A 23,499-nucleotide genomic window follows, 5' to 3' on the forward strand; every position below is an offset into this window, starting at 1 on the left:
CCTCATCGCGAGCAAGCTCGCTCCCACAGGGTTTGCGTGTATCGATAGAGTTTTACAGGCAAAAAAAAGGGCAACCGAAGTTGCCCAAAATGCCTTGCGTGCTCATTACATCCAGAAAGAACTACGGTTATTTCCGCTTGTGCGAATCCTTCCAGATAAAAAGTCCGAATCCTGCAAAAAACACAAACATGAGGCTGACAGTCAGCACTCCGGCGATCACCACGTTGTCGAAAAACATGACGCGTCTCCTGCACTTGCCCTGTTGCGATAGGGTTAAGTTAACCAAACGGGCAGGAGAGAATATTGACCGGGATCAATGTCGCCCGAGACGGGGCAAGAGGAAGGGGAAAGTTTGACCCGCATCAATGAATGCGGGGGGAGGGTCAGCGTTTTTTCGGTTTGTTTTTCGGCTTTTTCTTCACCTTGCCCAACGGCATGGCTTGTTCGAACGCCTGGCGAACTTCATTGAGCCGTTTGTCATTGAGGTCATGAACACGCTTGGCGCGTTCAGCGTTGAGGTCAATCAGTTTGTCGTCTTGGCTCATGGCAGTCAGTGCATCGCTTGAAATGAGTTTCAGCCGCCGTAGCGTTCGGCAACCCTGCGCCAATAATGCGGCCTGACGGCCGTGCTGACCAGCCGTGTGCTCAAATCTCGATGTCGACCCACAGCCCCTGTCGTGGCTGATCCTCCATCAGCGGCGCCACCGGCACGGTGTTGTCGGCATTGAGTTCATCCCCGGGAATCGCCAGGTGCGCCTCGGGATCATTATCAGCCTCGTGGCGACGCCGTTGCTGCTCCTGCCTGCGGCGCTGTTCCTCGCGCAGCAACAGCCCGTCCTCTTCAGGATTGCGCTTTTGCAGGTCGATGGTGCTTTCACTGGAGCTTTCCTGCACCGGCACCACCGGTGGAATATCCGGGCGCTGGCGGATCGGATCAGTCTGTGAAGTGATCGGCACGGCACTCAAGGGGAGCATCGGTGGCAGCATGGTTTTCAGTCTCCTGTCAGCAGGCTGTCGGCTGCGGGGATGGCGACTTGAGCCATCGGTCGCAAACTGTGACTCAATTGGCACTCATAGGTGCAGTCAACGGCGATCCCTGCACAGGTGGGCTAACGTAAGACTGTGAGTTTTTCTGAGAGTCCTTTGGCCCTGGAGCCCTCATTCCGTTAAGATAGCCCGCTTTTTCAAGGTGGGAGTCAGGCAGCATGGCGCAGCAGTATCAACCGGGGCAACGCTGGATCAGTGACAGCGAAGCCGAGCTGGGTTTAGGCACCGTTCTGGCACAGGACGGCCGCTTGTTGACCGTGCTCTACCCGGCCACTGGCGACACCCGCCAGTACGCGCTACGGAATGCGCCTCTGACCCGCGTGCGGTTTTCGCCGGGTGACACCATCACTCACTTCGAAGGCTGGAAGCTGACCGTCCGCGAAGTCGATGACATTGATGGCCTGCTGGTTTACCACGGCCTCAACGGGCAGAACGAAGTGGTCACTCTGCCGGAAACCCAACTGTCGAACTTCATCCAGTTCCGCCTGGCCAGCGACCGTCTGTTCGCCGGCCAGATCGACCCGCTGGCCTGGTTCTCCCTGCGCTATCACACCCTGGAACACACCAGCCGTCAGTTGCAGTCCTCCCTTTGGGGCCTGGGCGGTGTGCGTGCGCAACCGATCGCGCACCAGTTGCACATTGCCCGCGAAGTCGCCGACCGTATCGCACCGCGGGTTCTGCTGGCTGACGAAGTGGGCCTGGGCAAAACCATCGAAGCCGGTCTGGTGATCCATCGTCAGTTGCTCTCGGGCCGCGCCAGCCGTGTGCTGATCCTGGTTCCGGAGAACCTGCAGCACCAGTGGCTGGTCGAGATGCGTCGCCGTTTCAACCTGCAGGTCGCGCTGTTCGACGAAGAGCGCTTCATCGAAAGCGATGCCAGCAACCCGTTCGAAGACACCCAACTCGCGCTGGTCGCGCTTGAGTGGCTGGTGGACGACGAGAAAGCCCAGGACGCGCTGTTCGCGGCAGGCTGGGACTTGCTGGTGGTCGACGAGGCTCATCACCTGGTATGGCACGAAGATCAGGTCAGCCCTGAATACTCGCTGGTCGAGCAACTCGCCGAAACCATTCCTGGCGTACTGCTGTTGACCGCCACCCCGGAACAACTGGGCCAGGACAGCCACTTCGCCCGTCTGCGCCTGCTCGACCCGAACCGTTTCCATGACTTGCAAGCCTTCCGCGCCGAGAGCGAAAACTATCGCCCGGTGGCCGAAGCCGTTCAGGAGTTGCTGGATCAGGGACGCCTGTCGCCGCAAGCCCACGAGACCATCCACGGTTTCCTCGGCAACGAAGGCGAAGCCCTGCTGGCCGCCGTCAACGATGGCGACACCGAAGCCAGCGCGCGCCTGGTGCGCGAACTGCTTGACCGTCACGGCACCGGCCGCGTGCTGTTCCGCAACACCCGCGCCGCGGTACAAGGTTTCCCGGAGCGCAAGCTGCACCCGTACCCGCTGCCGTGCCCGGACGAATACCTCGAACTGCCGCTGGGCGATCACGCCGAGCTGTACCCGGAAGTCAGCTTCCAGGCCCAGCCGGACGCCAGCGAAGAAGAGCGCTGGTGGAAGTTCGACCCGCGCGTCGAGTGGCTGATCGACCAGTTGAAGATGCTCAAGCGCACCAAAGTGCTGGTGATCTGCGCCCACGCCGAAACCGCCATGGACCTGGAAGACGCCCTGCGCGTGCGTTCCGGCATCCCGGCCACGGTGTTCCACGAAGGCATGAACATCCTCGAGCGTGACCGCGCCGCTGCCTACTTCGCCGACGAAGAGTTTGGCGCGCAAGTGCTGATCTGCTCGGAAATCGGCAGTGAGGGCCGCAACTTCCAGTTCTCCCATCACCTGGTGCTGTTCGACCTGCCGTCCCACCCGGACCTGCTGGAACAACGTATCGGTCGACTGGACCGGATCGGCCAGAAGCACATCATCGAACTGCACGTGCCGTACCTGGAAACCAGCCCGCAAGAGCGCCTGTTCCAGTGGTACCACGAAGCGCTGAACGCATTCCTCAACACCTGCCCGACCGGCAACGCCTTGCAACACCAGTTCGGCCCGCGCCTGCTGCCGCTGCTCGAAGAAGCCGACGATGGCGAGTGGCAAGCGCTGATCGACGAAGCCCGCACCGAGCGTGAGCGCCTGGAAGCCGAACTGCACACCGGCCGTGACCGTTTGCTGGAGTTGAACTCCGGTGGCGCGGGCGAAGGCGATGCACTGGTGGAAGATATCCTCGAGCAGGACGACCAGTTCGCGCTGCCGATCTATATGGAAACCCTGTTTGACGCCTTTGGCATCGACAGCGAAGACCATTCGGAAAACGCCCTGATCCTCAAGCCGAGCGAAAAAATGCTCGACGCCAGCTTCCCGCTGGGTGACGACGAAGGCGTGACCATTACTTACGACCGCAACCAGGCGTTGTCTCGCGAAGACATGCAATTCATTACCTGGGAGCACCCGATGGTGCAGGGCGGCATGGATCTGGTGCTGTCCGGGTCCATGGGCAACACCGCCGTGGCGCTGATCAAGAACAAGGCGCTGAAGCCGGGCACCGTGTTGCTGGAACTGCTGTACGTCAGCGAAGTGGTTGCCCCGCGCTCGCTGCAACTGGGCCGCTACCTGCCGCCGGCCGCCCTGCGCTGCCTGCTCGACACCAATGGCAACGACCTGTCGGCCCGCGTGTCGTTCGAAACCCTGAACGACCAGCTCGAAAGCGTGCCGCGTGCCAGCGCCAACAAGTTCATCCAGGCCCAGCGCGACCAGTTGACGCCACGGATCAACGCCGGTGAAGCGAAGATCCTGCCGCGCCACACTGAACGTGTCGCCGAGGCGCAACGTCGCCTGGCCGCCGATACCGACGAAGAACTGGCGCGCCTGACCGCCTTGCAAGCGGTCAACCCGACCGTGCGCGACAGCGAACTGGTGGCCCTGCGCAAACAACGCGAGCAAGGCCTGGCCATGCTCGACAAGGCTGCGTTGCGACTGGAAGCGATTCGGGTATTGGTGGCGGGTTAATCCCCTGATCCACCCTGCTTAAAAAGAAGGCCCGCAGCGATGCGGGCCTTTTTATTTAATTGAATTTTGTAGCGCTGTTGATGGCCTCTTCGCGGGCAAGCCCGCTCCCACATTGGTTTTGCGTCGTTCACAAATCCCCTGTGGGAGCGGGCTTGCCCGCGAAAGCGATTATGCAGTCGCCGCAGTAACGCCAGGCTCAACCACCGCCACCAACCCTTCCTTCATCCGCTTGGCATCGCGCACAAAACACCGCGAAGCCAGGAACAGAAACACGACGGTGAACAACAGCGCCACCGGAATCAGGTACATCGCGTCATGCAGGCCAACCGCCTTGAACGCTTCGGTCATCTGCTCGGCGCCGGCGGCGAGCATCGCCGTGTGGGCGAAGTGATCGGACAAGGCCCCGACCACCACCGGCCCCAGGCCACCGCCCAACAGGTACAGCCCGGCAAAGAACAGCGCCATGGCCGTCGCCCGCAAGCGCGGTTCGACCACGTCCTGAATCGCCGTGTACACGCAGGTGTAGAAGTTGTAGGCGAACAGCCAACCGACACTGAATACGGCGACGAACACACCGATCTCGATTCGCCCGGAATGCAGCGCCCACGCGGTGCAGATCGTCGAAATCACCAGGCTGAAGGCGGCAAACAATAGCCGCCCGTTGGCGACCCGCTGGTGAATCTTGTCCGCGATCCAGCCACCGAGGGTCAGGCCGACCAAACCGGTCACACCGACAACAACCCCGGTCGCCACTGCGGCTTCCTGCAACGGCATGAGGAAGTAGCGTTGCAGCATCGGCACCAGAAACGAATTGCAGGCATAGGTGGCGAAGTTGAAACACAGGCCCGCCATCACCAACCACAGGAAGGTTGGTACGGCCAGTACCCGACGAATCGGTCGATCGATCTTTGCCTGTGACACCTGAACGCTCTCGGCGGCGCCGCGTTTCGGTTCCCTGATGAAAAACATGAAGATCGCCAGGATCAACCCGGGCACCGCCGCGATAAAGAACGGCGCGCGCCAGCTATCGAAAGCCTTGACCATCGCGCCGATGGTGAAGAACGCCAGCAACAGCCCCAACGGCAGCCCCAGCATGAAGATGCCCATGGCCCGTGCCCGTCGGTGCGCCGGAAACAAATCGCCGATCAGCGAGTTGGCGGCTGGCGCGTAACTGGCCTCACCGATGCCAACGCCCATGCGCACGATCAGGAAGCTCCAGAAACTGCCCACCATGCCGTTGACGGCCGTCAACCCGCTCCACACCGCGAGCCCCCAGCCCATCAGCTTGCTGCGCGAGCCGGTATCGGCCATGCGCCCCAGCGGCAAGCCGGCAATGGCGTAGACGATGGTGAATGCCGTACCGATGATCCCCAACTGGAAATCACTGAGGTGCCATTCCATGCGAATGGGTTCGATGATGATGGCCGGGATGGTGCGATCGAAAAAATTGAACAGGTTGGCCAGGAACAACAGGAACAGGATGCGCCAGGCATTGGCCGCTTGGGTCGAGTTCTGCATGGGTCCGTCTCTTTTATTGTTTTTGGGGCGTCACTGCCCCCGGACTTTGCAATCTAGACAGGCCGGCCACACCTGTCTTTCATTATTCGCCAGGTTGATACCTGCCCATGGTGCACAACCCGTAGGAGCTTTCGCAGGGCGGGTATTTCGCAGCTCGTCCGGCCGATGAAAAATACCGCTCGCCCCCCCTTCCCAAGCCGTTGCCGAAGCCTAGAATAGCGGCCTTGATTCCCTCCTGTGTCTCCACTCCTCCTTACGATGATCGCCCATGTCCGAAGCCAGTCCGTGTCTGAATTGCGGTGCCTGCTGTTCTCATTTTCGCGTGTCATTTTTCTGGGGTGAGTGCGCCTCGTCCGGGGGGACGGTACCCGATGAACTTGTCGAGCAGATCAGCCCCAGCCGGGTCGCGATGATCGGCACCGGCTGCAAACCCGTGCGCTGCACCAGCCTGGTCGGAGACGTAGGCAGTACGGTGCAGTGCTCGATTTACGAAAAACGCTCCAGCACCTGCCGGGAGTTCGACGCTTCATGGGTCGATGGCCAGGCCAATCCCGATTGCGACGCGGCCCGTGCCGCATTCGGCTTGCCGGCCCTGCAACCGGTGTTCGCGACGCCTCAGAAGCAGATTGCCTGACTAATAGCACCAATCGCTATCAGGTTAATGCCAAAATGTTTGGCGCCAATGTGCCACTACCGCTTGCGCTCCATCCATGCCCTCTATACTCCATGACATTCGCTGGCGCTCTTGCACCGGCCCGAGGGATAACGATGGGGCATGCTATGGAGTGGCTTGGTCTGCATTTCATTACCGAGCTACCAGAGAGTGGGCAGGTCATACTCAATTGCACACATGACCCTTTTCTGGTGCTGCTGGCTTATCTGGTCGCCTGTGTCGGCTGTTTCGCGACACTGGACATGGCCGAACGGGTGGCCCACGCTGAAAAAACCGCGTCCCAAACGCGCTGGCGCTGGGTGGGCAGCGGCTGCCTGGCGGGCGGTATCTGGGCCATGCACTTCGTCGGGATGCTGGCATTCCAGGCGCCTGTCGACCTTCACTACCAACTGCCTGTCACGGTGTTCTCGCTCACCATCGCGCTGCTCGCCGCGTGGCTGGCCATGCACACCCTCAGCCTTCCCGAGCTGAGTTTTCGACAGTGCCTCACGTCATCGATCGGGATCGGCCTGGGTATCACGACCATGCATTACGTGGGCATGACGGCCATGCACTCCAACGCTTCGGTCTATTACCATCCGGGCCTGTTTGCCCTTTCCATCGCGATCGCGATCGGTGCCGCGCTGGCAGCCCTGTTGCTGGCATGGTATCTGCGCAACGGCGCCGGGATGCTGCATCAGCTCTTCAAATACTGCTCCAGCCTGCTGCTCGGGGCAGGCATCCTGAGCATGCACCTCACGGCCATGGCCGCCTTCAATCTGGTGTTGCCCAACGGCAGCCTGCCCGTGCAAACCGGCGAACACAGCCATCTGCAACTGGCGCTGACCGTGACGGTCATGACCTTGCTGATCATCGGGAGCAGCATCAGCGCGGCACTGGCGGACAAGAAACTGCAACACAAGGACCACGACCTGCAGCGGGTCAACTCCCTGCTCAGCCAACTGGACCAGGCGCGCATGTCGCTGCAGCAGGTGGCGCACTACGACGCGCTGACCAACCTGATCAACCGTCGCGGGTTCAACCAGATCTTTGCCGAAAAACTCATCGAGAAAACCAACGAAGGCGGGATGCTGGCAGTCCTGTTCCTGGACATCGACCATTTCAAGCGGATCAACGACAGCCTTGGCCACGATGCCGGAGACGAACTGCTCAAAGTGCTTGCCGCACACATCAAGAGCTCGGTTCGCAGTCACGAGGATGTGGTCGCACGCTTCGGCGGCGACGAGTTCTGCCTGCTCATCGACCTGCATGATCGTGACGAAGCGCGACAGTTGGCCCAACGCATCATGCTGAAAATGAAGGAGCCCATCGAACTGGCCGGCAGGCGCATGGTGATGACCACCAGCATCGGCATCAGCCTGTTTCCGGAAGACGGCAAGACCTGTGAGGAACTGTTGAAGAACGCCGACCTCGCGCTGTACCAGTCCAAGGGCAGCGGCCGCAACGGGTTGAATTTTTTCAGCGCCAACCTGAAAACCCGCGCCACGCTCGAGCTGCAACTGGAAGAAGAGTTGCGCCACGCCCTGCGTGAAGACACCGGCCTGATGCTCTATTACCAACCGATCTATGACCTCAAGACCGGTCAGGTCAGCAAGCTCGAAGCCTTGATCCGCTGGCAACACCCGGTCCACGGATTCCTCGTGCCGGATCGCTTTATCGCCATCGCCGAGGCCAATGGCCTGATCGCCGAGCTGGACAACTGGGTGCTGCGCAAAGCCTGCGAGGATCTGGGCGAGTTGTCGCGCCAAGGTTGTGAAGACCTCAAGATTGCCGTGAATTGTTCGCCCCTGAACCTGGCGCGCGAAGAACTGGCCGATGAGATCGAGTACGCGTTGCGGACCGCCGGTGTCGAGCCCCATCGGCTGGAGCTGGAAGTCACGGAAAACGCCTTGATGGGCAATATCGCCAACACACTGGTGTTGCTGCAGCAGATACGCGCCCTCGGCGTATCGCTGTCGATCGATGACTTCGGCACCGGCTATTCATCCCTGGCCTACCTCAAGCGCTTGCCGCTCAACACGCTGAAAATCGACCGTTCGTTCATCCAGGACATTCCCAAGGCGACCCAGGACATGGAAATTGTCCAGGCCATTATCGTCATGGCCCATACCCTGCAACTGCAAGTGGTCACCGAAGGGGTCGAAACCTTCGAGCAATACCAGTTCCTGGAGGACCATGGCTGTGACTTCGTTCAGGGCTATTTGCTCAGTCGGCCAGTGCCGCTGACCGAGTTACTCCCGGTGCTGAACGAAATCAACCAGCGCAAACACACCTACACGGTCACGGCGCTGAGTCTGGCGCACGGTACATCTGCACTAATGTAGACGGGTCTTTTTCAAGAAATCCCTGACTCCCGTGCAGGCGCATCAACTGTGCGGCCAGACCGCTGATCGGTGTCGCCGAGCCCTGTTCACGGGAAAACTTCACCGCGGCATCCAGATCCTTGAGCAAGGTGCGCACGTGCCACTTGATCGGTTCGAAGCGGTTTTCAGCCATTTGCGGAGCCAGGAACTGCAAGGGTTTCGAATCGGCAAAGCCGCCGGCCAGCGCTTCGGCGATCAGGCTTGCATCAACCCCGGAACGTTCCGCCAGCGCGACCACTTCGGCAATCACCAATGCATTGCAGGCGACGATCATCTGATTGCACGCCTTGGTCACCTGCCCTGCCCCGACACCGCCCATGTGCGTCACACGTTGCCCCAGGATCGACAGGACAGGCCGAACCCGCTCCAGATCCTGTGCGTCACCACCGGCCATGATCGCCAGGCTTCCGGCTTCTGCACCGACCACGCCACCGGACACCGGCGTGTCGAGCCAGCCCATGCCGGTTCTACCGGCGAGGTCTGCGGCCATCTCCCGCGTGGCGTTAGGCTCCAGGCTGGAAAAGTCCACCAGCAGCTGGCCTTTTCTTGCCCCCTCGACAATGCCTGCCGGACCAAACACTACCTCGCGCACGACCGCCGTATCCGCCAGGCACAACATCACCACGTCAGCGTGCTGGCACAGTTCGGCAGGGCTGGCGACCTGGCGTGCGCCAGCCTCGACCAGTGGTTTGCACTTGTCCGGATTGCGATTCCATACCGCCAGCGGATAACCCGCGGCCAGCAGTCGCCGGCACATGGGCAACCCCATCAGGCCGATCCCGGCAAACCCCAGCGAAGGTAGCATTGACATCATTTAGCCTCCTTTTGATTAAAGATCGCCAAATACTGGCCGATTCATCATGACTTGGGAAAGGATTCCCCCGAGCAATGCTCAGGCCAAAGACCAAGGCATGGTCCAGGTGCGCGCTGAAAAAAGACGCGATTCCATTCCGTGACGGGTCGACGCCAGTGAGTCGGCCAACCAATCAGCCCAGGTAGATGGCGAACAATGACTTCTAAAAACAACCCGGCCACTGCGGTAACCGATCTGACGTTGAGCCCCGCGGCCAACAGCCCGTCATCACCGAAGCCATTGGTTCAATCCCGCCCGTTGGCGACCCAGCAATACCTCTACTTCACCGAAACCAACACCGACCGCATCCTCGATAACCTCGACGGCCTGCGCGACATGGTGTTCCCGCGCCCACCGCACCTGGAAGGCGACAGCGAACAGCACAGCGACCAGGAATTCCCCTCGGTGTGCCTGATCGGCCTGGGCCGCTGCGGCTCGAACATTGCGCTGGACGTGGCAGAGTTGGTGTACAACGCGCGCAAGTTCTACCTCAACGAATTCAACAACGAAGATCGCCTGTCACCGGACAAGCGCTTTGCCGAAAAGGGCTACAGCCCGGCCCAGTGGATCCGCAACAACTTGCGCCTGGGTCAGAACAAGAACACCAAACCGGTGTTTCTGGTCGAGCCGCTGGTGATGCTCGGCGACCTGGACAAGGACATCGCCGGACGCATCCGCTTCTCGCGCAAGGGCGAAAAAAGCGGCTTCCTGCGCGACTACAGCAAAATGAAAATCATGGACTTGTCGGAAGTCCACGCCGGTGGCGCCGGTAACGCGCCGATCCTCGGCCAATACCTGGCCAAGATCATCCTGAACAAGGACACCCAGCGTTTCTCCAGCCCTGACTGGAAAATGATTCACTCGTACCTGATCGACAGCTGCGGCATCAAGGCCAACCAGTCGCGCCTGTATTTCTCGATCTTCAGTGCCGGCGGCGGCACCGGCTCGGGCATGGCCTCGGAATTCGGCCTGGCCCAGCAGCACTCGTACATGAACAAGACGTTCGACACCAAACCGATGGACGAGCACGACAGCAAGAGCGGCCACTCCTTCGTCTTCGAACCGATCTTCACCAGCGGCATCTGTGTACTGCCGAACATTTCCGACCACCGCAGTGAAATGTCCGAGGCGCTGCACATCAACGCCGGTCGCCTGCTATGCAAATACCTCTCGGAAGAGTGGGACTTCTCCTACAACTTCGCCAACGAAGACAGCAGCGAAGCCAGCGTCATGGGTCGCATCCGCCCATGGAATGCGATGATGCTGATTTCCAACGACATCATGCGTTACGCCGAAGAGAACGATGACGGCAATATCCAGAACATTGATGTCAATGCCATGGAAAAGCACGCCAACCAGTACATCTCGCAGCAGATATTCAACATTCTGACGGCTCAGGCGGTCACCACCGACTACGACCAGAACTACTTCCGTCGGGCCGGCATCGACATCGGCGAAACCATTCGCCTGGACGCCAACGACCTGTTCATGAGCCTGGCAGGCCCGGTAGCGATTGCCTACGCCGAGTCCGTGGTGCCGGAAACCCCGCCGCCAAGCAGCGACAAGTTCAAGGTGTTCGAGAAAGAGCCGGCGCGCCTGAACATCGACGACCTGTTTTTCCGTTCGATCGACCTGCCGCACTTCAACAAGGTCACCCAGGCCATCGAAGGCATCAGCCTGTTGCCGATCGAGTCCAAGCGCTATCGCGCGTCGCTGGAGCAGTACAAGAACTCGGGGTACGACGCGGCGGCCCTGCACGACCTGCACTTCTTCAAGAATTGCTCGTCGGTGGTGTCGATTGTTTCCTTGCCGAAGGACTACAAGCTGTCCTACATGGACCTGAACCGGTTGAAGACCCACCTCAACAGCCTGTTCCCCAACACCACGCTCAAGCGCTACGCGCTGGTGATCGGTGCCTCGGCCAACCTGTCCCTGACCACCCTGATCGCCAAGAGCCCGTGCCTGTCGGACGATTTCCTGACGCTGATCGTGGCCTTTATCAAACGCTGCTTTGCGAAGAATCCGTACCGCTTCGACGAGACTCTGGATAATTCGATCCTGGACTTCATCATCAACGAACAGTTCGATGAAGACCGGATCGACGAGTTGCTCAACGAATTCGAGAATCCGGCGAAGATCCTTGATACCAATTGGTACGCGATCAAGCCCATGTACGAGAAGAAATACCGTGAACTGATCAACGACAAGGACAAGTTCGTTTCGATCAACGACATCCGCCTGTCCCGGGACTGCGTGAAGAAATCGATCAAGTACCTGCGCGAGATCTATCGTCACCGCATCGGCAAGACCAAGGTTATTTCGCTGAATAACCATACGGGCAAGACGGCTTACTAAGCGGCGCGCCCAATCGCTGGCAAGCCAGCTCCCACAGGTTTCGTGGTGATCACGATATTTGGTCACGTTACGCACACTGTGGGAGCTGGCTTGCCAGCGATGGCGGCCGTGAATTCAGTACATTTCAACATCCAGTAACAATTGAGCAGCCGTTCAGTTGCCCTCCCAACTGTTCCCGTTACGTTTACGTCACCGTGAGGCTGTGGCCTTTCTCTACGGCAACATGCCATCACGCTACTCGGCTACACACTTTCCTGCGGGAAAGGAGCGCACCAAGCCGGTGCAACCTTTTAAACCTGCGCCCTTTCCTGGATCAGAATCCACGGTGAAACAACCACCGCCCACAACGACGGATCACGTTCAAAAAGATCCAGCGCCCGCGTTTCAGACAGCTTGGCGAGCTTGTCGGCAGCCAGCCAGGCAGCCACCTTCTCCCCTTCATCCTGGGCCACGGCTTCGGCGGCGGCAATCAGATCCAGGCCAGGATCGACCCACAATAGGGCACCCTTGGCAAAGAACGGTTCCAACTCTTTCCAGGTAATAGATGCGGTTTCACCAAGCAGTTTGGCATAGAGGGTGCTAGGTTCTTGATTCATGGGACTGTCCGGAAAAGAAATCGACGCAGATGATAACGTCGGTGGACTGGCAGAAAAACCCGGTTGCAATTGAGTGACCGAAATGAAAAGCGCAGGAAAGCCAGGGAATGCACTGAATACGGCTATAAGCCCCTCAACGCCCCGCCGCAATTCTGTCTTTTTCTTTCAATAAAGCGACACTTGCAGGTTTTGCCCCTCGGCGCTGCCTTCCCAGGCTGACAATCGGCGCTCTACACTGTACCGGTACAGTTGCCGAGGGGCTTTTCCGGGGAATGTCGTAGATATCTGACCCGGTTCTGCTGCTTTCGGCGCCAGGACTATAAAAACTACAACAGTAAGAGTGGAGCACTATGACTAAGGCTACTAAGCAGATTTCCAAACTGTTTGCCGCTATGGTTCTGGCCGGGGTTGCCAGCCATTCGTTCGCAGCTGACACCATCAAGATCGGCATCGCCGGCCCTAAAACCGGTCCTGTAGCCCAATACGGCGACATGCAGTTCAGCGGCGCCAAAATGGCCATTGAACAGATCAACGCCAAGGGCGGCGTAGACGGCAAGAAACTCGAAGCCGTTGAATACGATGACGCCTGTGATCCAAAACAAGCGGTAGCGGTCGCGAACAAAGTCGTCAACGACGGCGTCAAGTTCGTGGTTGGCCACCTGTGCTCCAGCTCCACTCAACCGGCTTCGGACATCTACGAAGACGAAGGCGTGATCATGATCACCCCGGCTGCCACCAGCCCGGACATCACCGCCCGTGGTTACAAAATGGTCTTCCGCACCATCGGTCTGGACAGCGCCCAGGGCCCTGCCGCCGGTAACTACATTGCCGACTTCGTAAAACCGAAGATCGTTGCTGTCCTGCACGACAAACAGCAATACGGTGAAGGCATCGCCACTGCCGTGAAGAAAACTCTGGAAGGCAAAGGCGTGAAAGTCGCTGTGTTCGAAGGCATCAACGCCGGCGACAAAGACTTCTCCTCGATGATCGCCAAGCTCAAGCAAGCCAACGTCGACTTCGTTTACTACGGCGGCTACCACCCTGAGCTGGGTCTGATCCTGCGTCAATCCCAGGAAAAAGGCCTGAAAGCCAAATTCATGGGTCCGGAAGGCGTGGGTAACGACTCCATTTCGCAGATCGCCAAGGAGGCTTCCGAAGGCCTGCTGGTGACCCTGCCGAAATCCTTCGACCAGGATCCGGCCAACATTGCCCTGGCTGACGCGTTCAAAGCCAAGAAAGAAGACCCGAGCGGTCCGTTCGTGTTCCCGGCCTACTCGGCTGTGGAAGTGATCGCCGAGGGCATCAAGGCGGCCAAGTCCGAAGACTCCGCCAAAGTGGCTGAAGCCATCCACAAAGGCACCTTCAAGACCCCTACCGGCGACCTGAGCTTCGACGAGAAAGGCGACCTGAAAGACTTCAAATTTGTGGTTTACGAGTGGCACTTCGGCAAACCTAAAACTGAAGCCAAGCCTCAGTAAGGCGTTGCCTGACTGACTGCCAATAAAGCCCACGGCGTGCCGTGGGCTTTGTTTTACGAACGTATTGGGCCGCGCTGGCGTGATCCGCCAGTCTCCCCACCTGAAAATCTCAAAACCGTCATCAGCGGTTCGCTGGCAAACCCCGAATTCGAAGTGGATGCAGATCCACGGGGCTCGGGCGGGAAAATGACTCCACCAGTGAAATGCGTATCAGGTTTTTAGGAGCGCTGTAATGCCTGACATCTATCACTTTTTCCAACAGCTGGTTAATGGCATGACCATTGGCAGCACGTATGCCCTGATCGCCATCGGCTATACGATGGTTTACGGCATCATTGGAATGATCAACTTCGCCCACGGCGAGGTGTACATGATTGGCTCCTACGTGGCGTTCATCGCCATCGCCGGGCTGGCCATGCTGGGACTCGACAGTGTTCCGCTGTTGATGACCGCCGCTTTCCTGGCGACCATCGTCGTCACCAGTGCCTACGGTTACAGCATCGAACGGATCGCTTACCGCCCCCTGCGCGGCAGCAACCGTCTGATCCCGCTGATTTCTGCCATCGGCATGTCGATCTTCCTGCAGAACACCGTTCTGCTGGCGCAAGACTCCAAGGACAAATCCATCTCCAACCTGATTCCGGGCAACTTTGCCTTTGGGCCAGGTGGTGCACATGAAGTGCTGATTTCCTACATGCAAATCGTGGTGTTCGTGGTGACCTTTGTCGCCATGCTCGGCCTGACGCTGTTCATCTCCCGTTCTCGCCTGGGTCGCGCCTGCCGCGCCTGTGCCGAAGACATCAAGATGGCCAACCTGCTGGGTATCAACACCAACAACATCATCGCCCTGACCTTCGTCATCGGTGCCGCGCTGGCGGCCATCGCAGCCGTGCTGCTGAGCATGCAATACGGCGTGATCAACCCGAACGCCGGTTTCCTGGTCGGCCTCAAGGCCTTCACCGCAGCAGTACTGGGCGGTATCGGCAGCATTCCGGGCGCCATGCTCGGCGGGCTCGTTTTGGGTGTGGCGGAAGCCTTTGGTGCCGATATCTTCGGCGACCAGTACAAGGACGTCGTGGCGTTCGGCCTGCTGGTTCTGGTGTTGTTGTTCCGGCCAACCGGCCTGCTGGGCCGTCCGGAGGTTGAGAAGGTATGACTAGGAATCTTAAACAAGCGCTGTTCAGCGCTTTGCTGGTGTGGGCCGTGGCCTACCCGGTACTCGGTCTGAAGCTGACCATCGTCGGCATCAATCTCGAAGTTCATGGCACCAGCGACGCCACCCTGATCACCATCGCGGTGTGCTCGGTACTGATGTTTCTGCGGGTATTGTTCGACCAGCAGATCAGCTCGGCCTGGCGTTCTTCGCCAAGCATGCCCCTTATGCCGGCCAAGGCCAGTAACTTCCTGACCCTGCCGACCACTCAGCGCTGGATCATCATCGCGCTGATCGCCGGTGCCCTGGTCTGGCCGTTCTTCGGCTCTCGCGGTGCGGTGGATATCGCCACGCTGGTGTTGATCTATGTGATGCTCGGCCTCGGCCTGAACATCGTGGTCGGCCTGGCCGGTCTGCTCGACCTCGGTTACGTCGGTTTCTATGCCGTCGGCGCCTACAGCTACGCGCTGTTGTCGCATTACTACGGCCTGAGCTTCTGGATCTGCCTGCCGATTGCCGGTCTGATGGCGGCCACTTTTGGCTTCCTGCTGGGCTTCCCGGTGTTGCGCTTGCGTGGTGACTACCTGGCGATCGTGACCCTGGGCTTCGGTGAAATCATCCGCCTGTTCCTGCGTAACCTGACCGACATCACCGGCGGCCCGAACGGCATCAGCAATATCGAAAAGCCGACGTTCTTCGGCCTGACCTTCGAACGTAAAGCCGCTGAAGGCCTGCAGACGTTCCACGAGTACTTCGGCCTGGAATACAACTCGATCAACAAGGTGATTTTCCTTTACCTGGTCGCATTGTTCCTGGCGCTGTTCGCACTGTTCGTCATCAATCGCTTGCTGCGCATGCCCCTGGGTCGTGCCTGGGAAGCGCTACGTGAAGATGAAATCGCCTGCCGTGCGTTGGGTCTGAACCCGACGATCATCAAGCTTTCAGCCTTCACCCTGGGCGCCTGCTTCGCCGGTTTCGCCGGCAGCTTCTTCGCCGCGCGTCAGGGCCTGGTGACACCCGAGTCCTTCACTTTCATCGAGTCGGCGACGATTCTCGCCATCGTTGTGTTGGGCGGCATGGGCTCGCAATTGGGCGTAGTGCTCGCAGCCACGGTGATGATCCTGTTGCCGGAAATGATGCGTGAGTTCAGTGAGTACCGCATGTTGATGTTCGGTGCCTTGATGGTACTGATGATGATCTGGCGCCCTCAGGGTCTGCTGCCCATGCAACGTCCTCACATGGAGCTGCGCAAATGAGCCGCGAGATCCTTAAAGTAGAAAACCTGAGCATGCGCTTCGGCGGCTTGCTGGCGGTCAATGGCGTGGCCTTGAGCGTGAAAGAGAAACAAGTGGTGGCATTGATCGGCCCTAACGGCGCCGGCAAGACCACCGTGTTCAACTGCCTGACCGGCTTCTACAAGCCAAGCGGCGGCAGCATCCTGCTGGACGGCGAGCCGATCGAAGGCCTGCCGGGTCACAAGATCGCCCTCAAAGGCGTGGTGCGCACCTTCCAGAACGTACGGTTGTTCAAGGACATGACCGCGGTCGAGAACCTCTTGATCGCCCAGCACCGTCACCTGAACACCAACTTCCTGTCCGGCCTGTTCAAGACCCCGTCGTTCCGCAAGAGCGAGCGCGAGGCCATGGAGTACGCCGAGTATTGGCTGGACAAGGTCAATCTGCGTGAGTTCGCCAACCGTCCGGCCGGCACCCTGGCCTACGGTCAGCAACGTCGCCTGGAAATCGCCCGCTGCATGATGACCCGTCCGCGGATCCTCATGCTCGACGAACCGGCCGCCGGCCTGAACCCGAAGGAAACCGAAGACCTCAAGGCGCTGATCAGTGTGCTGCGTGAAGAGCACAACGTGACCGTGCTGCTGATCGAACACGACATGAAACTGGTCATGAGCATTTCCGACCACATCGTCGTGATCAACCAGGGTACGCCCCTGGCCAACGGCACGCCGGAACAGATCCGCGACAATCCTGAAGTGATCAAAGCCTACCTGGGGGAAGCGTAAATGCTGCAGTTCGAAAACGTTTCCACCTTCTACGGCAAGATCCAGGCCCTGCACAGCGTCAACGTCGAAGTCCGCCAGGGCGAGATCGTGACCCTGATCGGCGCCAACGGTGCCGGCAAGTCCACGCTGCTGATGACCCTTTGCGGTTCGCCGCGCGCCCACAGCGGCAGCATCCGCTACATGGGTGAGGAACTGGTCGGCCAGGACTCTTCGCAGATCATGCGCAAGAGCATTGCCGTGGTGCCGGAAGGTCGTCGGGTGTTTTCCCGGCTGACCGTGGAAGAAAACCTGTCGATGGGCGGTTTCTTCACCGCCAAGGGCGACTATCAGGAACAGATGGACAAGGTCCTCGGACTTTTCCCACGCCTGAAAGAGCGCTTCAACCAGCGTGGCGGCACCATGTCCGGCGGCGAACAGCAAATGCTCGCCATCGGCCGTGCACTGATGAGCAAGCCCAAGCTGTTGCTGCTCGACGAGCCGTCGCTGGGTCTGGCACCGATCATCATCCAGCAGATCTTCGACATCATCGAACAGCTGCGCAAGGACGGTGTGACGGTGTTCCTGGTCGAGCAGAACGCCAACCAGGCACTGAAAATCGCTGACCGCGCCTACGTTCTGGAGAACGGCCGGGTAGTGATGCAAGGCACTGGTGAAGCGCTGCTGACCGACCCGAAAGTGCGCGAAGCGTACCTCGGTGGCTGAGTCTTTGCGGTAAACAAAAAAACGGCCTTCGGGCCGTTTTTTTATGCCTGAAAAAACAACGAGTCCCTGTAGGAGCTGGCTTGCCAGCGATGGCATTTAAACATTCAACAGAGATGTTGAACGGCATACCGCTATCGCTGGCAAGCCAGCTCCTACAGGATCCGTGTGGAGGTTCAAAGCCTGTCCAACGCTTCCCCACTGCGCTTGAACCAGCCGATCAAATAATCCGCCAGCACCTGCGTACGCTTGGGCAATCCGCCCTGATACGGATGCACCAGGTACATCGGCATGCTGCGGGTCTGATAGTCGCGCAGCAGCCATCGCAAACGCCCGTCCGCCAGCTCCGCTGGCAAACAGTAGGACGGCAGGCGCGCAATACCGGCGCCGACCAGCGCGGCTTTCTTCAACAGGTTGTAGTGGTTGCTGGCGAACGGCCCCGACACCCGAACCCGCAATAACTCATGCTGCTGGTGATACAGCCATTCTTCGCGACCGCTGTAATGGCTGTTGAGCAGGCAGCGATGTTCGGCCAGCGCCTGGGGAGTTTGCGGTTCACCGTATTGTTCCAGATAAGCCGGGCTGGCACAGGTCAGTTCCTGCCACGCCAGCAACGGGCGCGCCACCAGTCTCTGGTCAAGGGCCACGTCAGAGCGAATCGCCAGGTCGAATCCGTCCCGGGACAATTCGCGGTAGTTGTTATTGAGCTCCAGCTCGATCTGCACCTGGGGATACTGGGTCGAGAACTCCAGCAACAGGCCATCGAAGAAGGTTTCCCCGAGCGACACCGGCACCGTCATCCGCACCGGCCCGGCCATGTCGTCCTTCAAACGCGCCAGGGCCTGACGCGCCCGCTCGACTTGCACCACCAGCGCCTGGGCCTGGGGCAACAACGCAGCACCGGCGGCGGTCAGGCTCAAGCGGCGAGTGGTACGTTGCAACAGCACCACGGAAAACTGCGCTTCCAGCTGGCTGATACGCTTGGACAGCTGGCCTTTGCTGCAACCGAGCTGCTGCGCCGCCAGGGTGAAACTTCCCGCTTCGATCAATACGGCGAACGCGGCCAGGTCATCCATCTCGCTCATGGATTGTTTCCATTTGAAAACCAAAGGTTGCCTATTAGTGCGCTTATCTACGGAAAAAACCACCCTAAACTGATACCTCGTTCAACCCATACGAGGATCAGCCCCCATGAAAATTCTTTTGATCGGCGCAAACGGCACCATCGGTTCGGCAGTCGACAAGGAACTGTCGCAACGCCACGAAATCATCCGGATTGGCCGCAACAGCGGCGATTTTCAGGTGGACATCAGTGACAGCGCCTCGATTCGCAAATTGTTCGAGCAGACCGGCAAGTTCGATGCCCTGGTGTGTGCCGCCGGCAACGTGACCTTCGCACCGCTCAACGAGATGACCGAAGAAAGCTTTGCCCTGGGCCTGAAAGACAAGCTCATGGGCCAGGTCAATTTGCTGTTGATCGGCCGCGACTTCGCCAATGACGGCGCGTCGTTCACCTTCACTACCGGCGTACTCAGCCACGACCCGATTCGCAGTGGCGCCTCGGCGGCGCTGGTCAACGGTGCACTGGACAGTTTCGTTCGCGCCGCCGCCATCGAACTGCCGCGCGGCCTGCGGGTGAATTCGATCAGCCCCAACGTCCTCGTCGAAGCCATGGGCAAATACGCGCCGTACTTCCGTGGCTTCAAGCCGGTGCCTGCGGCGGATGTGGCCTTGGCCTATGCCAAGAGTGTGGAAGGCCTGCAGACAGGTCAGACCTTTCACGTCGGTTAATGTAGGAGCTGGCGCAGGCTGCGATCTTTTGATCTGGCCTTTGATCCTCAGAGGTACAAACAAGATCAGGAGCAAAAGATCGCAGCCTGCGCCAGTTCCTACATAAAGCGAGGCAATGCAGGGTTGTGATCAACGGTCAGCCTGAGTAACGTGGCGGCACTTGTCAGGAGACCCCAAGATGCGTGTTGCCCGTTCCTTAGTCCTCGTTGCCCTGCTTCCGCTGTTCGCCGCTTGCCAGTTGTTCGAGGGTGAGCAGCAGAACGCCTCCCATGTCGGCCAGACACGCATGCAAGGCCAGTTGACCGCGGCAGACGGCAAACTGCTGTTCCAGCCGTGCAACCAGGCAACCCGCTACGTGGTCAACGACACCGGCGGTACCAGCGTCCTGCAGCAGGCGGCCAGCCTGGCGGACAAGCAAGGCAAGCTGTTTGCCGACGTGCGCGGGCGGGTTGTGGCGGGCAGCGGTGGTGACGGCCAGCTCGATCTGGAGCAGTTGTACCGCGTCGAGCGCTCGAGCAACGCGTGTGAGGATCCGAATTTCAAGCTGCTGATCCTGCGCGCCGCCGGCCACACCCCGGAGTGGAGCGTGAAAGTCAGCGGCAAAGGCATGGTCCTCGACCGGGCCGGCCAGCCGCCGCTGGCCGTGCCTTACGTCGAAGAGCAACTGGGCGATGGTCGTTTCAACCTCAGCACCGAAGCCAACAACCAGCACATTGAACTGTGGGTTGCACCGCAACGCTGCGTCGACAGCAGCACCGGCAGCATCCAGCACATGAGCGCCGAGCTGCGCATCGACGGCCAGGTACAGCGCGGCTGCGGGTATTTCGGCGGATCGCGCGACGACTGATCGTTTAAGCCTCACGGGCCTGCGCCTTTGCGGCTTATAATCGCGGGTTTCAAACGCCCTGGCGCAGTTGTGCGCCCCGCGAACCGGATCCCGCCATGTTACGAATCACCGAACTCAAGTTGCCGATCGACCATCCCGATGAAGACCTGCGCCCTGCCATCGTGCAGCGCCTGGGTATCACCAGCGATGACCTGCTCGACTTCACCTTGTTCAAGCGCAGCTACGATGCGCGTAAAAAGTCCTCCGAGCTGTGCTTCATCTACACCATCGACCTTGAAGTTCGCGACGAGGCGGCGGTGCTGCACAGGTTCGCCGATGACCGTAACGTCAACGTGGCGCCGGATGTCAGCTATAAAATGGTTGGTCAGGCACCGGCCGACCTGAGCGCACGTCCGATCGTCGTCGGCTTCGGTCCGTGCGGGATTTTCGCCGGGCTGCTGCTGGCGCAAATGGGTTTCAAGCCGATCATCCTCGAACGCGGCACCGAAGTGCGCCAGCGCACCAAGGACACCTGGGGCCTGTGGCGCAAAAGCGTGCTCAACCCGGAATCCAACGTACAATTCGGCGAAGGCGGCGCGGGGACATTCTCCGACGGCAAGCTGTACAGCCAGATCAAGGATCCGAAGTTCCTCGGTCGCAAGGTCCTGCACGAGTTCGTCAAGGCCGGCGCACCGGAAGAAATCCTCTACGTCAGCAAACCACACATCGGTACGTTCCGCCTGACCGGCGTGGTGGAAAACATGCGTGAGCAGATTCGCGCCCTGGGCGGCGAAGTGCGCTTCCAGCAGCGTGTCACCGATGTGTTGATCGAAGACGGCCAACTGGTCGGCGTCGAGCTCAATGGCGGCGAACAGATCCATTCGAAGCACGTGATTCTGGCCCTCGGCCACAGTGCACGCGACACCTTCCGCATGCTCCACGGCCGTGGCGTGTACATGGAGGCCAAGCCTTTCTCGGTGGGTTTCCGTATCGAGCACCCGCAGTCGCTGATTGACCGCGCGCGGCTGGGCAAGTACGCCGGACACCCGAAACTCGGCGCCGCCGACTACAAACTGGTGCACCACGCCAAGAACGGCCGTTCGGTCTACAGCTTCTGCATGTGCCCGGGCGGCACTGTGGTGGCGGCGACGTCCGAGCCGAATCGTGTGGTGACCAATGGCATGAGCCAGTACTCGCGTAACGAGCGCAATGCCAACTCCGGGATCGTTGTCGGCATCACGCCGGAAGTCGATTATCCGGGCGGCCCGCTGGCCGGTATCGAACTGCAGGAACGCCTGGAATCCCACGCCTTTGTGCTGGGCGGCAGCAACTACGAAGCCCCGGCGCAACTGGTCGGCGATTTTATCGCGGGCAAACCGTCCACCGAATTGGGCAGCGTCGAGCCGTCCTACAAGCCTGGCGTTGCCCTGGGTGATCTGGCCCTGGCACTGCCGGCGTTCGCCATCGAAGCGATTCGCGAAGCCCTACCGGCATTCGAGAAGCAGATTCGTGGTTACTCGCTGCACGACGCGGTATTGACCGGCATCGAGACCCGTACCTCCTCGCCGCTGCGCATTACCCGCAACGAGTCGATGCAGAGCCTGAACGTGAAAGGCTTGTTCCCGGCCGGTGAAGGTGCCGGTTATGCGGGCGGGATTCTGTCGGCGGGTGTGGACGGGATTCGGATTGCAGAAGCCGTTGCCCGCGACATCCTCGGTCTCGAGGCCTGACCGGAACCCTGTAGGAGCTGGCTTGCCAGCGATAGCGGTGGATCAGCCAACATTCATGCTGAATCCGAACCCGTCTCGCCGGCAAGCCAGCTCCTACAGGTAATGGGTGTCAGATATTGGCGCGCAGAACCGAGTCCGGCAGCGGCTCACCCCGCTCCACCGTCGCCGCGACCGCAGCCATCAAACCACTCAACTCATAGCCCTGGGCCTTGAGCCACTGCGGATCGTAATAGGTCGTGGCGTAGCGTTCGCCGCTGTCACACAGAATCGCCACCATCGACCCCGTCTCCCCTGCCGCTTTCATGTGCTGAGCGGCCATCAAGGCGCCGATCAGGTTGGTCCCACTCGACCCGCCCACATGGCGCCCCAAGCGCTCCGCCAGGTAGTGCATGGCCGCCAGTGACAGGGCATCCGGCACCTTGACCATGGCGTCGATCACCTTGGGCAGAAACGACGCTTCCACACGCGGCCGGCCGATGCCTTCGATGCGCGAACCGTGGTCCAGTCGCAGGCTCGCATCGCCGGTCTGGTAGTAATCGAAGAACACCGAGCGCTCGGCATCGGCACACAGCACGCGGGTGCAATGCTGGCGATAACGCACGTATCGGCCCAGTGTGGCCGTGGTGCCGCCGGTACCGGGGCTGGAAATCAGCCAGCTCGGCTCGGGATGCTGCTCGAATCGCATCTGCTGAAAAATCGACTCGGCAATGTTGTTGTTCGCTCGCCAGTCGGTGGCGCGCTCGGCGTAGGTGAACTGATCGATGAAGTGCCCGTCGTGCTCACGAGCCAGACGCTCGGATTCGGCGTAGATCTGGGTCGGGTCGTCGACCAGATGACTTTGGCCCCCGTAGAAGGCGATCTGCGCGATCTTTTCCTTTGAGGTCGTCGCCGGCATCACCGCAATGAACGGCAAGCCCAGCATTCGCGCAAAGTACGCTTCGGAAATCGCGGTGGAACCGCTGGAAGCTTCAATGACCGGCGCACCGGGTTTGAGCCAGCCGTTACACAGCGCATACAGGAACAGCGAACGGGCTAGGCGGTGCTTGAGGCTGCCCGTGGGGTGGCTGGACTCATCCTTGAAATACAACTCGATGCCGGGAAAACCCGGGAGCGGCAAGGGGATCAAGTGGGTGTCGGCGCTGCGCTGGAAATCGGCTTCGATGATCCGGATCGCCTCGCGGGACCACTGTCGGTTGTCGCTCATGATGGTTTTCTCGTTGAATCGGGCAGGAGTTGGCCTTTGTACGAGGCCCATCCCACAAGCTTAGGAAAAATCCTGCATCCGGCACAGGTACAGCTGAGATCCAATACGTCCGACAACTGCTAGGCTCAGCTCGCTGGCGACGGATCACTCTGTAACGGGATATAACAAAAAAGAATATAACTTTTGTT

General features: G+C 59.8%; 20 protein-coding genes. 12 read left to right on the forward strand and 8 right to left on the reverse strand.

Annotated elements, in window-relative coordinates:
- Nucleotides 1-127 precede the first annotated feature (127 nt).
- The 3 genes from ccoM to AB7M25_RS23630 all read right to left on the reverse strand — a co-directional run bounded on the left by ccoM (nt 128) and on the right by AB7M25_RS23630 (nt 987).
- Nucleotides 128-238, reverse strand: coding sequence for a cytochrome c oxidase subunit CcoM (gene ccoM, locus AB7M25_RS23620; RefSeq protein WP_007976669.1), 111 nt, complete (start codon nt 236-238; stop codon nt 128-130).
- Between the two features lie 145 nt (nt 239-383).
- Complete coding sequence (locus tag AB7M25_RS23625) at nt 384-545, reverse strand: hypothetical protein (protein ID WP_086776977.1); 162 nt, start codon at nt 543-545, stop codon at nt 384-386.
- A 100-nt stretch (nt 546-645) separates the two neighbouring features.
- Nucleotides 646-987 carry an aspartate-semialdehyde dehydrogenase gene (locus AB7M25_RS23630; protein WP_429387228.1) on the reverse strand — a complete coding sequence of 114 codons (342 nt, stop codon included), beginning with the start codon at nt 985-987 and terminating at the stop codon, nt 646-648.
- Between the two features lie 218 nt (nt 988-1,205).
- Between AB7M25_RS23630 and rapA the strand changes: the two genes are divergently transcribed.
- Complete coding sequence (rapA, locus tag AB7M25_RS23635; RefSeq protein ID WP_218476821.1) at nt 1,206-4,052, forward strand: RNA polymerase-associated protein RapA; 2,847 nt, start codon at nt 1,206-1,208, stop codon at nt 4,050-4,052.
- A gap of 168 nt (nt 4,053-4,220) precedes the next feature.
- On the opposite strand, the gene AB7M25_RS23640 is transcribed toward rapA, so the two are convergent.
- Nucleotides 4,221-5,570: an MFS transporter gene (locus AB7M25_RS23640; RefSeq protein WP_429387230.1), complete on the reverse strand. Its 1,350-nt coding sequence runs from the start codon at nt 5,568-5,570 to the stop codon at nt 4,221-4,223.
- Nucleotides 5,571-5,838: 268 nt separating this feature from the next.
- Here AB7M25_RS23640 and AB7M25_RS23645 point away from each other — a divergent pair, with 268 nt between their 5' ends.
- Complete coding sequence (locus AB7M25_RS23645) at nt 5,839-6,204, forward strand: YkgJ family cysteine cluster protein (RefSeq protein ID WP_429387232.1); 366 nt, start codon at nt 5,839-5,841, stop codon at nt 6,202-6,204.
- A gap of 146 nt (nt 6,205-6,350) precedes the next feature.
- Nucleotides 6,351-8,567, forward strand: a complete 2,217-nt coding sequence (locus AB7M25_RS23650) for a putative bifunctional diguanylate cyclase/phosphodiesterase (RefSeq protein WP_429387234.1) — start codon at nt 6,351-6,353, stop codon at nt 8,565-8,567.
- Here AB7M25_RS23650 and AB7M25_RS23655 read toward each other — a convergent pair.
- On the reverse strand, nt 8,524-9,420 hold the full coding sequence (locus AB7M25_RS23655) for an NAD(P)-dependent oxidoreductase (protein ID WP_429387236.1): 897 nt from the start codon (nt 9,418-9,420) through the stop codon (nt 8,524-8,526). The two genes, AB7M25_RS23650 and AB7M25_RS23655, sit on opposite strands and share 44 nt — an antisense overlap.
- A 195-nt stretch (nt 9,421-9,615) precedes the next feature.
- On the opposite strand from AB7M25_RS23655, the gene AB7M25_RS23660 reads away from it, so the two are divergent.
- The gene (locus AB7M25_RS23660) at nt 9,616-11,814 is read left to right on the forward strand and encodes a hypothetical protein (protein ID WP_429387238.1); all 2,199 of its coding nucleotides are present in this window, start codon (nt 9,616-9,618) and stop codon (nt 11,812-11,814) included.
- Between the two features lie 290 nt (nt 11,815-12,104).
- Here the strand turns inward: AB7M25_RS23660 and AB7M25_RS23665 are convergent, their stop codons facing one another.
- The gene (locus AB7M25_RS23665; RefSeq protein WP_429387239.1) at nt 12,105-12,410 is read right to left on the reverse strand and encodes a DUF2288 domain-containing protein; all 306 of its coding nucleotides are present in this window, start codon (nt 12,408-12,410) and stop codon (nt 12,105-12,107) included.
- 350 nt (nt 12,411-12,760) lie between these two features.
- On the opposite strand from AB7M25_RS23665, the gene AB7M25_RS23670 reads away from it, so the two are divergent.
- The 5 genes from AB7M25_RS23670 (at nt 12,761) to AB7M25_RS23690 (ending at nt 17,763) form a co-directional block, all read left to right on the forward strand.
- Nucleotides 12,761-13,888, forward strand: coding sequence for a branched-chain amino acid ABC transporter substrate-binding protein (locus tag AB7M25_RS23670; RefSeq protein ID WP_428608270.1), 1,128 nt, complete (start codon nt 12,761-12,763; stop codon nt 13,886-13,888).
- A gap of 232 nt (nt 13,889-14,120) precedes the next feature.
- Nucleotides 14,121-15,044 carry a high-affinity branched-chain amino acid ABC transporter permease LivH gene (gene livH, locus AB7M25_RS23675; protein WP_104450617.1) on the forward strand — a complete coding sequence of 308 codons (924 nt, stop codon included), beginning with the start codon at nt 14,121-14,123 and terminating at the stop codon, nt 15,042-15,044.
- On the forward strand, nt 15,041-16,297 hold the full coding sequence (locus tag AB7M25_RS23680; RefSeq protein WP_104450618.1) for a high-affinity branched-chain amino acid ABC transporter permease LivM: 1,257 nt from the start codon (nt 15,041-15,043) through the stop codon (nt 16,295-16,297). The genes livH and AB7M25_RS23680 overlap by 4 nt, the downstream gene beginning before the upstream one ends.
- Nucleotides 16,294-17,061 (forward strand): high-affinity branched-chain amino acid ABC transporter ATP-binding protein LivG, encoded by a 768-nt coding sequence (gene livG / locus AB7M25_RS23685; RefSeq protein ID WP_007976644.1) that lies wholly within the window; start codon nt 16,294-16,296, stop codon nt 17,059-17,061. The genes AB7M25_RS23680 and livG overlap by 4 nt, the downstream gene beginning before the upstream one ends.
- Nucleotides 17,062-17,763, forward strand: a complete 702-nt coding sequence (locus tag AB7M25_RS23690) for an ABC transporter ATP-binding protein (protein WP_015093834.1) — start codon at nt 17,062-17,064, stop codon at nt 17,761-17,763. It abuts the gene before it with no gap.
- 173 nt (nt 17,764-17,936) lie between these two features.
- On the opposite strand, the gene AB7M25_RS23695 is transcribed toward AB7M25_RS23690, so the two are convergent.
- A complete protein-coding gene (locus tag AB7M25_RS23695; protein WP_429387242.1) occupies nt 17,937-18,845 on the reverse strand; it encodes a LysR family transcriptional regulator in 909 nt (302 codons plus the stop codon).
- A gap of 106 nt (nt 18,846-18,951) precedes the next feature.
- Here AB7M25_RS23695 and AB7M25_RS23700 point away from each other — a divergent pair, with 106 nt between their 5' ends.
- The 3 genes from AB7M25_RS23700 to AB7M25_RS23710 all read left to right on the forward strand — a co-directional run bounded on the left by AB7M25_RS23700 (nt 18,952) and on the right by AB7M25_RS23710 (nt 22,107).
- The gene (locus tag AB7M25_RS23700) at nt 18,952-19,551 is read left to right on the forward strand and encodes a short chain dehydrogenase (protein ID WP_429516947.1); all 600 of its coding nucleotides are present in this window, start codon (nt 18,952-18,954) and stop codon (nt 19,549-19,551) included.
- Nucleotides 19,552-19,729: 178 nt separating this feature from the next.
- Nucleotides 19,730-20,398 (forward strand): COG3650 family protein, encoded by a 669-nt coding sequence (locus AB7M25_RS23705; RefSeq protein WP_429387245.1) that lies wholly within the window; start codon nt 19,730-19,732, stop codon nt 20,396-20,398.
- A 95-nt stretch (nt 20,399-20,493) separates the two neighbouring features.
- Entirely contained in the window at nt 20,494-22,107 is a 1,614-nt protein-coding gene (locus AB7M25_RS23710) for an NAD(P)/FAD-dependent oxidoreductase (protein ID WP_454238063.1), read from the forward strand.
- Nucleotides 22,108-22,216: 109 nt separating this feature from the next.
- Here the strand turns inward: AB7M25_RS23710 and AB7M25_RS23715 are convergent, their stop codons facing one another.
- Entirely contained in the window at nt 22,217-23,314 is a 1,098-nt protein-coding gene (locus AB7M25_RS23715; protein ID WP_429387335.1) for a PLP-dependent cysteine synthase family protein, read from the reverse strand.
- Nucleotides 23,315-23,499 lie beyond the last annotated feature (185 nt).

The sequence above is a fragment of the Pseudomonas sp. AP3_22 TE3818 genome, from assembly GCF_053628995.1.

Excerpts from the sequence above, each read along its gene's own strand:
- ccoM (WP_007976669.1), bottom strand. The coding sequence starts at position 238 with ATGTTTTTCGACAACGTGGTGATCGCCGGAGTGCTGACTGTCAGCCTC.
- AB7M25_RS23625 (WP_086776977.1), bottom strand. The coding sequence starts at position 545 with ATGAGCCAAGACGACAAACTGATTGACCTCAACGCTGAACGCGCCAAG.
- AB7M25_RS23630 (WP_429387228.1), bottom strand. The coding sequence starts at position 987 with ATGCTGCCACCGATGCTCCCCTTGAGTGCCGTGCCGATCACTTCACAG.
- rapA (WP_218476821.1), top strand. The coding sequence starts at position 1,206 with ATGGCGCAGCAGTATCAACCGGGGCAACGCTGGATCAGTGACAGCGAA.
- AB7M25_RS23640 (WP_429387230.1), bottom strand. The coding sequence starts at position 5,570 with ATGCAGAACTCGACCCAAGCGGCCAATGCCTGGCGCATCCTGTTCCTG.
- AB7M25_RS23645 (WP_429387232.1), top strand. The coding sequence starts at position 5,839 with ATGTCCGAAGCCAGTCCGTGTCTGAATTGCGGTGCCTGCTGTTCTCAT.
- AB7M25_RS23650 (WP_429387234.1), top strand. The coding sequence starts at position 6,351 with ATGGAGTGGCTTGGTCTGCATTTCATTACCGAGCTACCAGAGAGTGGG.
- AB7M25_RS23655 (WP_429387236.1), bottom strand. The coding sequence starts at position 9,420 with ATGATGTCAATGCTACCTTCGCTGGGGTTTGCCGGGATCGGCCTGATG.
- AB7M25_RS23660 (WP_429387238.1), top strand. The coding sequence starts at position 9,616 with ATGACTTCTAAAAACAACCCGGCCACTGCGGTAACCGATCTGACGTTG.
- AB7M25_RS23665 (WP_429387239.1), bottom strand. The coding sequence starts at position 12,410 with ATGAATCAAGAACCTAGCACCCTCTATGCCAAACTGCTTGGTGAAACC.
- AB7M25_RS23670 (WP_428608270.1), top strand. The coding sequence starts at position 12,761 with ATGACTAAGGCTACTAAGCAGATTTCCAAACTGTTTGCCGCTATGGTT.
- livH (WP_104450617.1), top strand. The coding sequence starts at position 14,121 with ATGCCTGACATCTATCACTTTTTCCAACAGCTGGTTAATGGCATGACC.
- AB7M25_RS23680 (WP_104450618.1), top strand. The coding sequence starts at position 15,041 with ATGACTAGGAATCTTAAACAAGCGCTGTTCAGCGCTTTGCTGGTGTGG.
- livG (WP_007976644.1), top strand. The coding sequence starts at position 16,294 with ATGAGCCGCGAGATCCTTAAAGTAGAAAACCTGAGCATGCGCTTCGGC.
- AB7M25_RS23690 (WP_015093834.1), top strand. The coding sequence starts at position 17,062 with ATGCTGCAGTTCGAAAACGTTTCCACCTTCTACGGCAAGATCCAGGCC.
- AB7M25_RS23695 (WP_429387242.1), bottom strand. The coding sequence starts at position 18,845 with ATGAGCGAGATGGATGACCTGGCCGCGTTCGCCGTATTGATCGAAGCG.
- AB7M25_RS23700 (WP_429516947.1), top strand. The coding sequence starts at position 18,952 with ATGAAAATTCTTTTGATCGGCGCAAACGGCACCATCGGTTCGGCAGTC.
- AB7M25_RS23705 (WP_429387245.1), top strand. The coding sequence starts at position 19,730 with ATGCGTGTTGCCCGTTCCTTAGTCCTCGTTGCCCTGCTTCCGCTGTTC.
- AB7M25_RS23710 (WP_454238063.1), top strand. The coding sequence starts at position 20,494 with ATGTTACGAATCACCGAACTCAAGTTGCCGATCGACCATCCCGATGAA.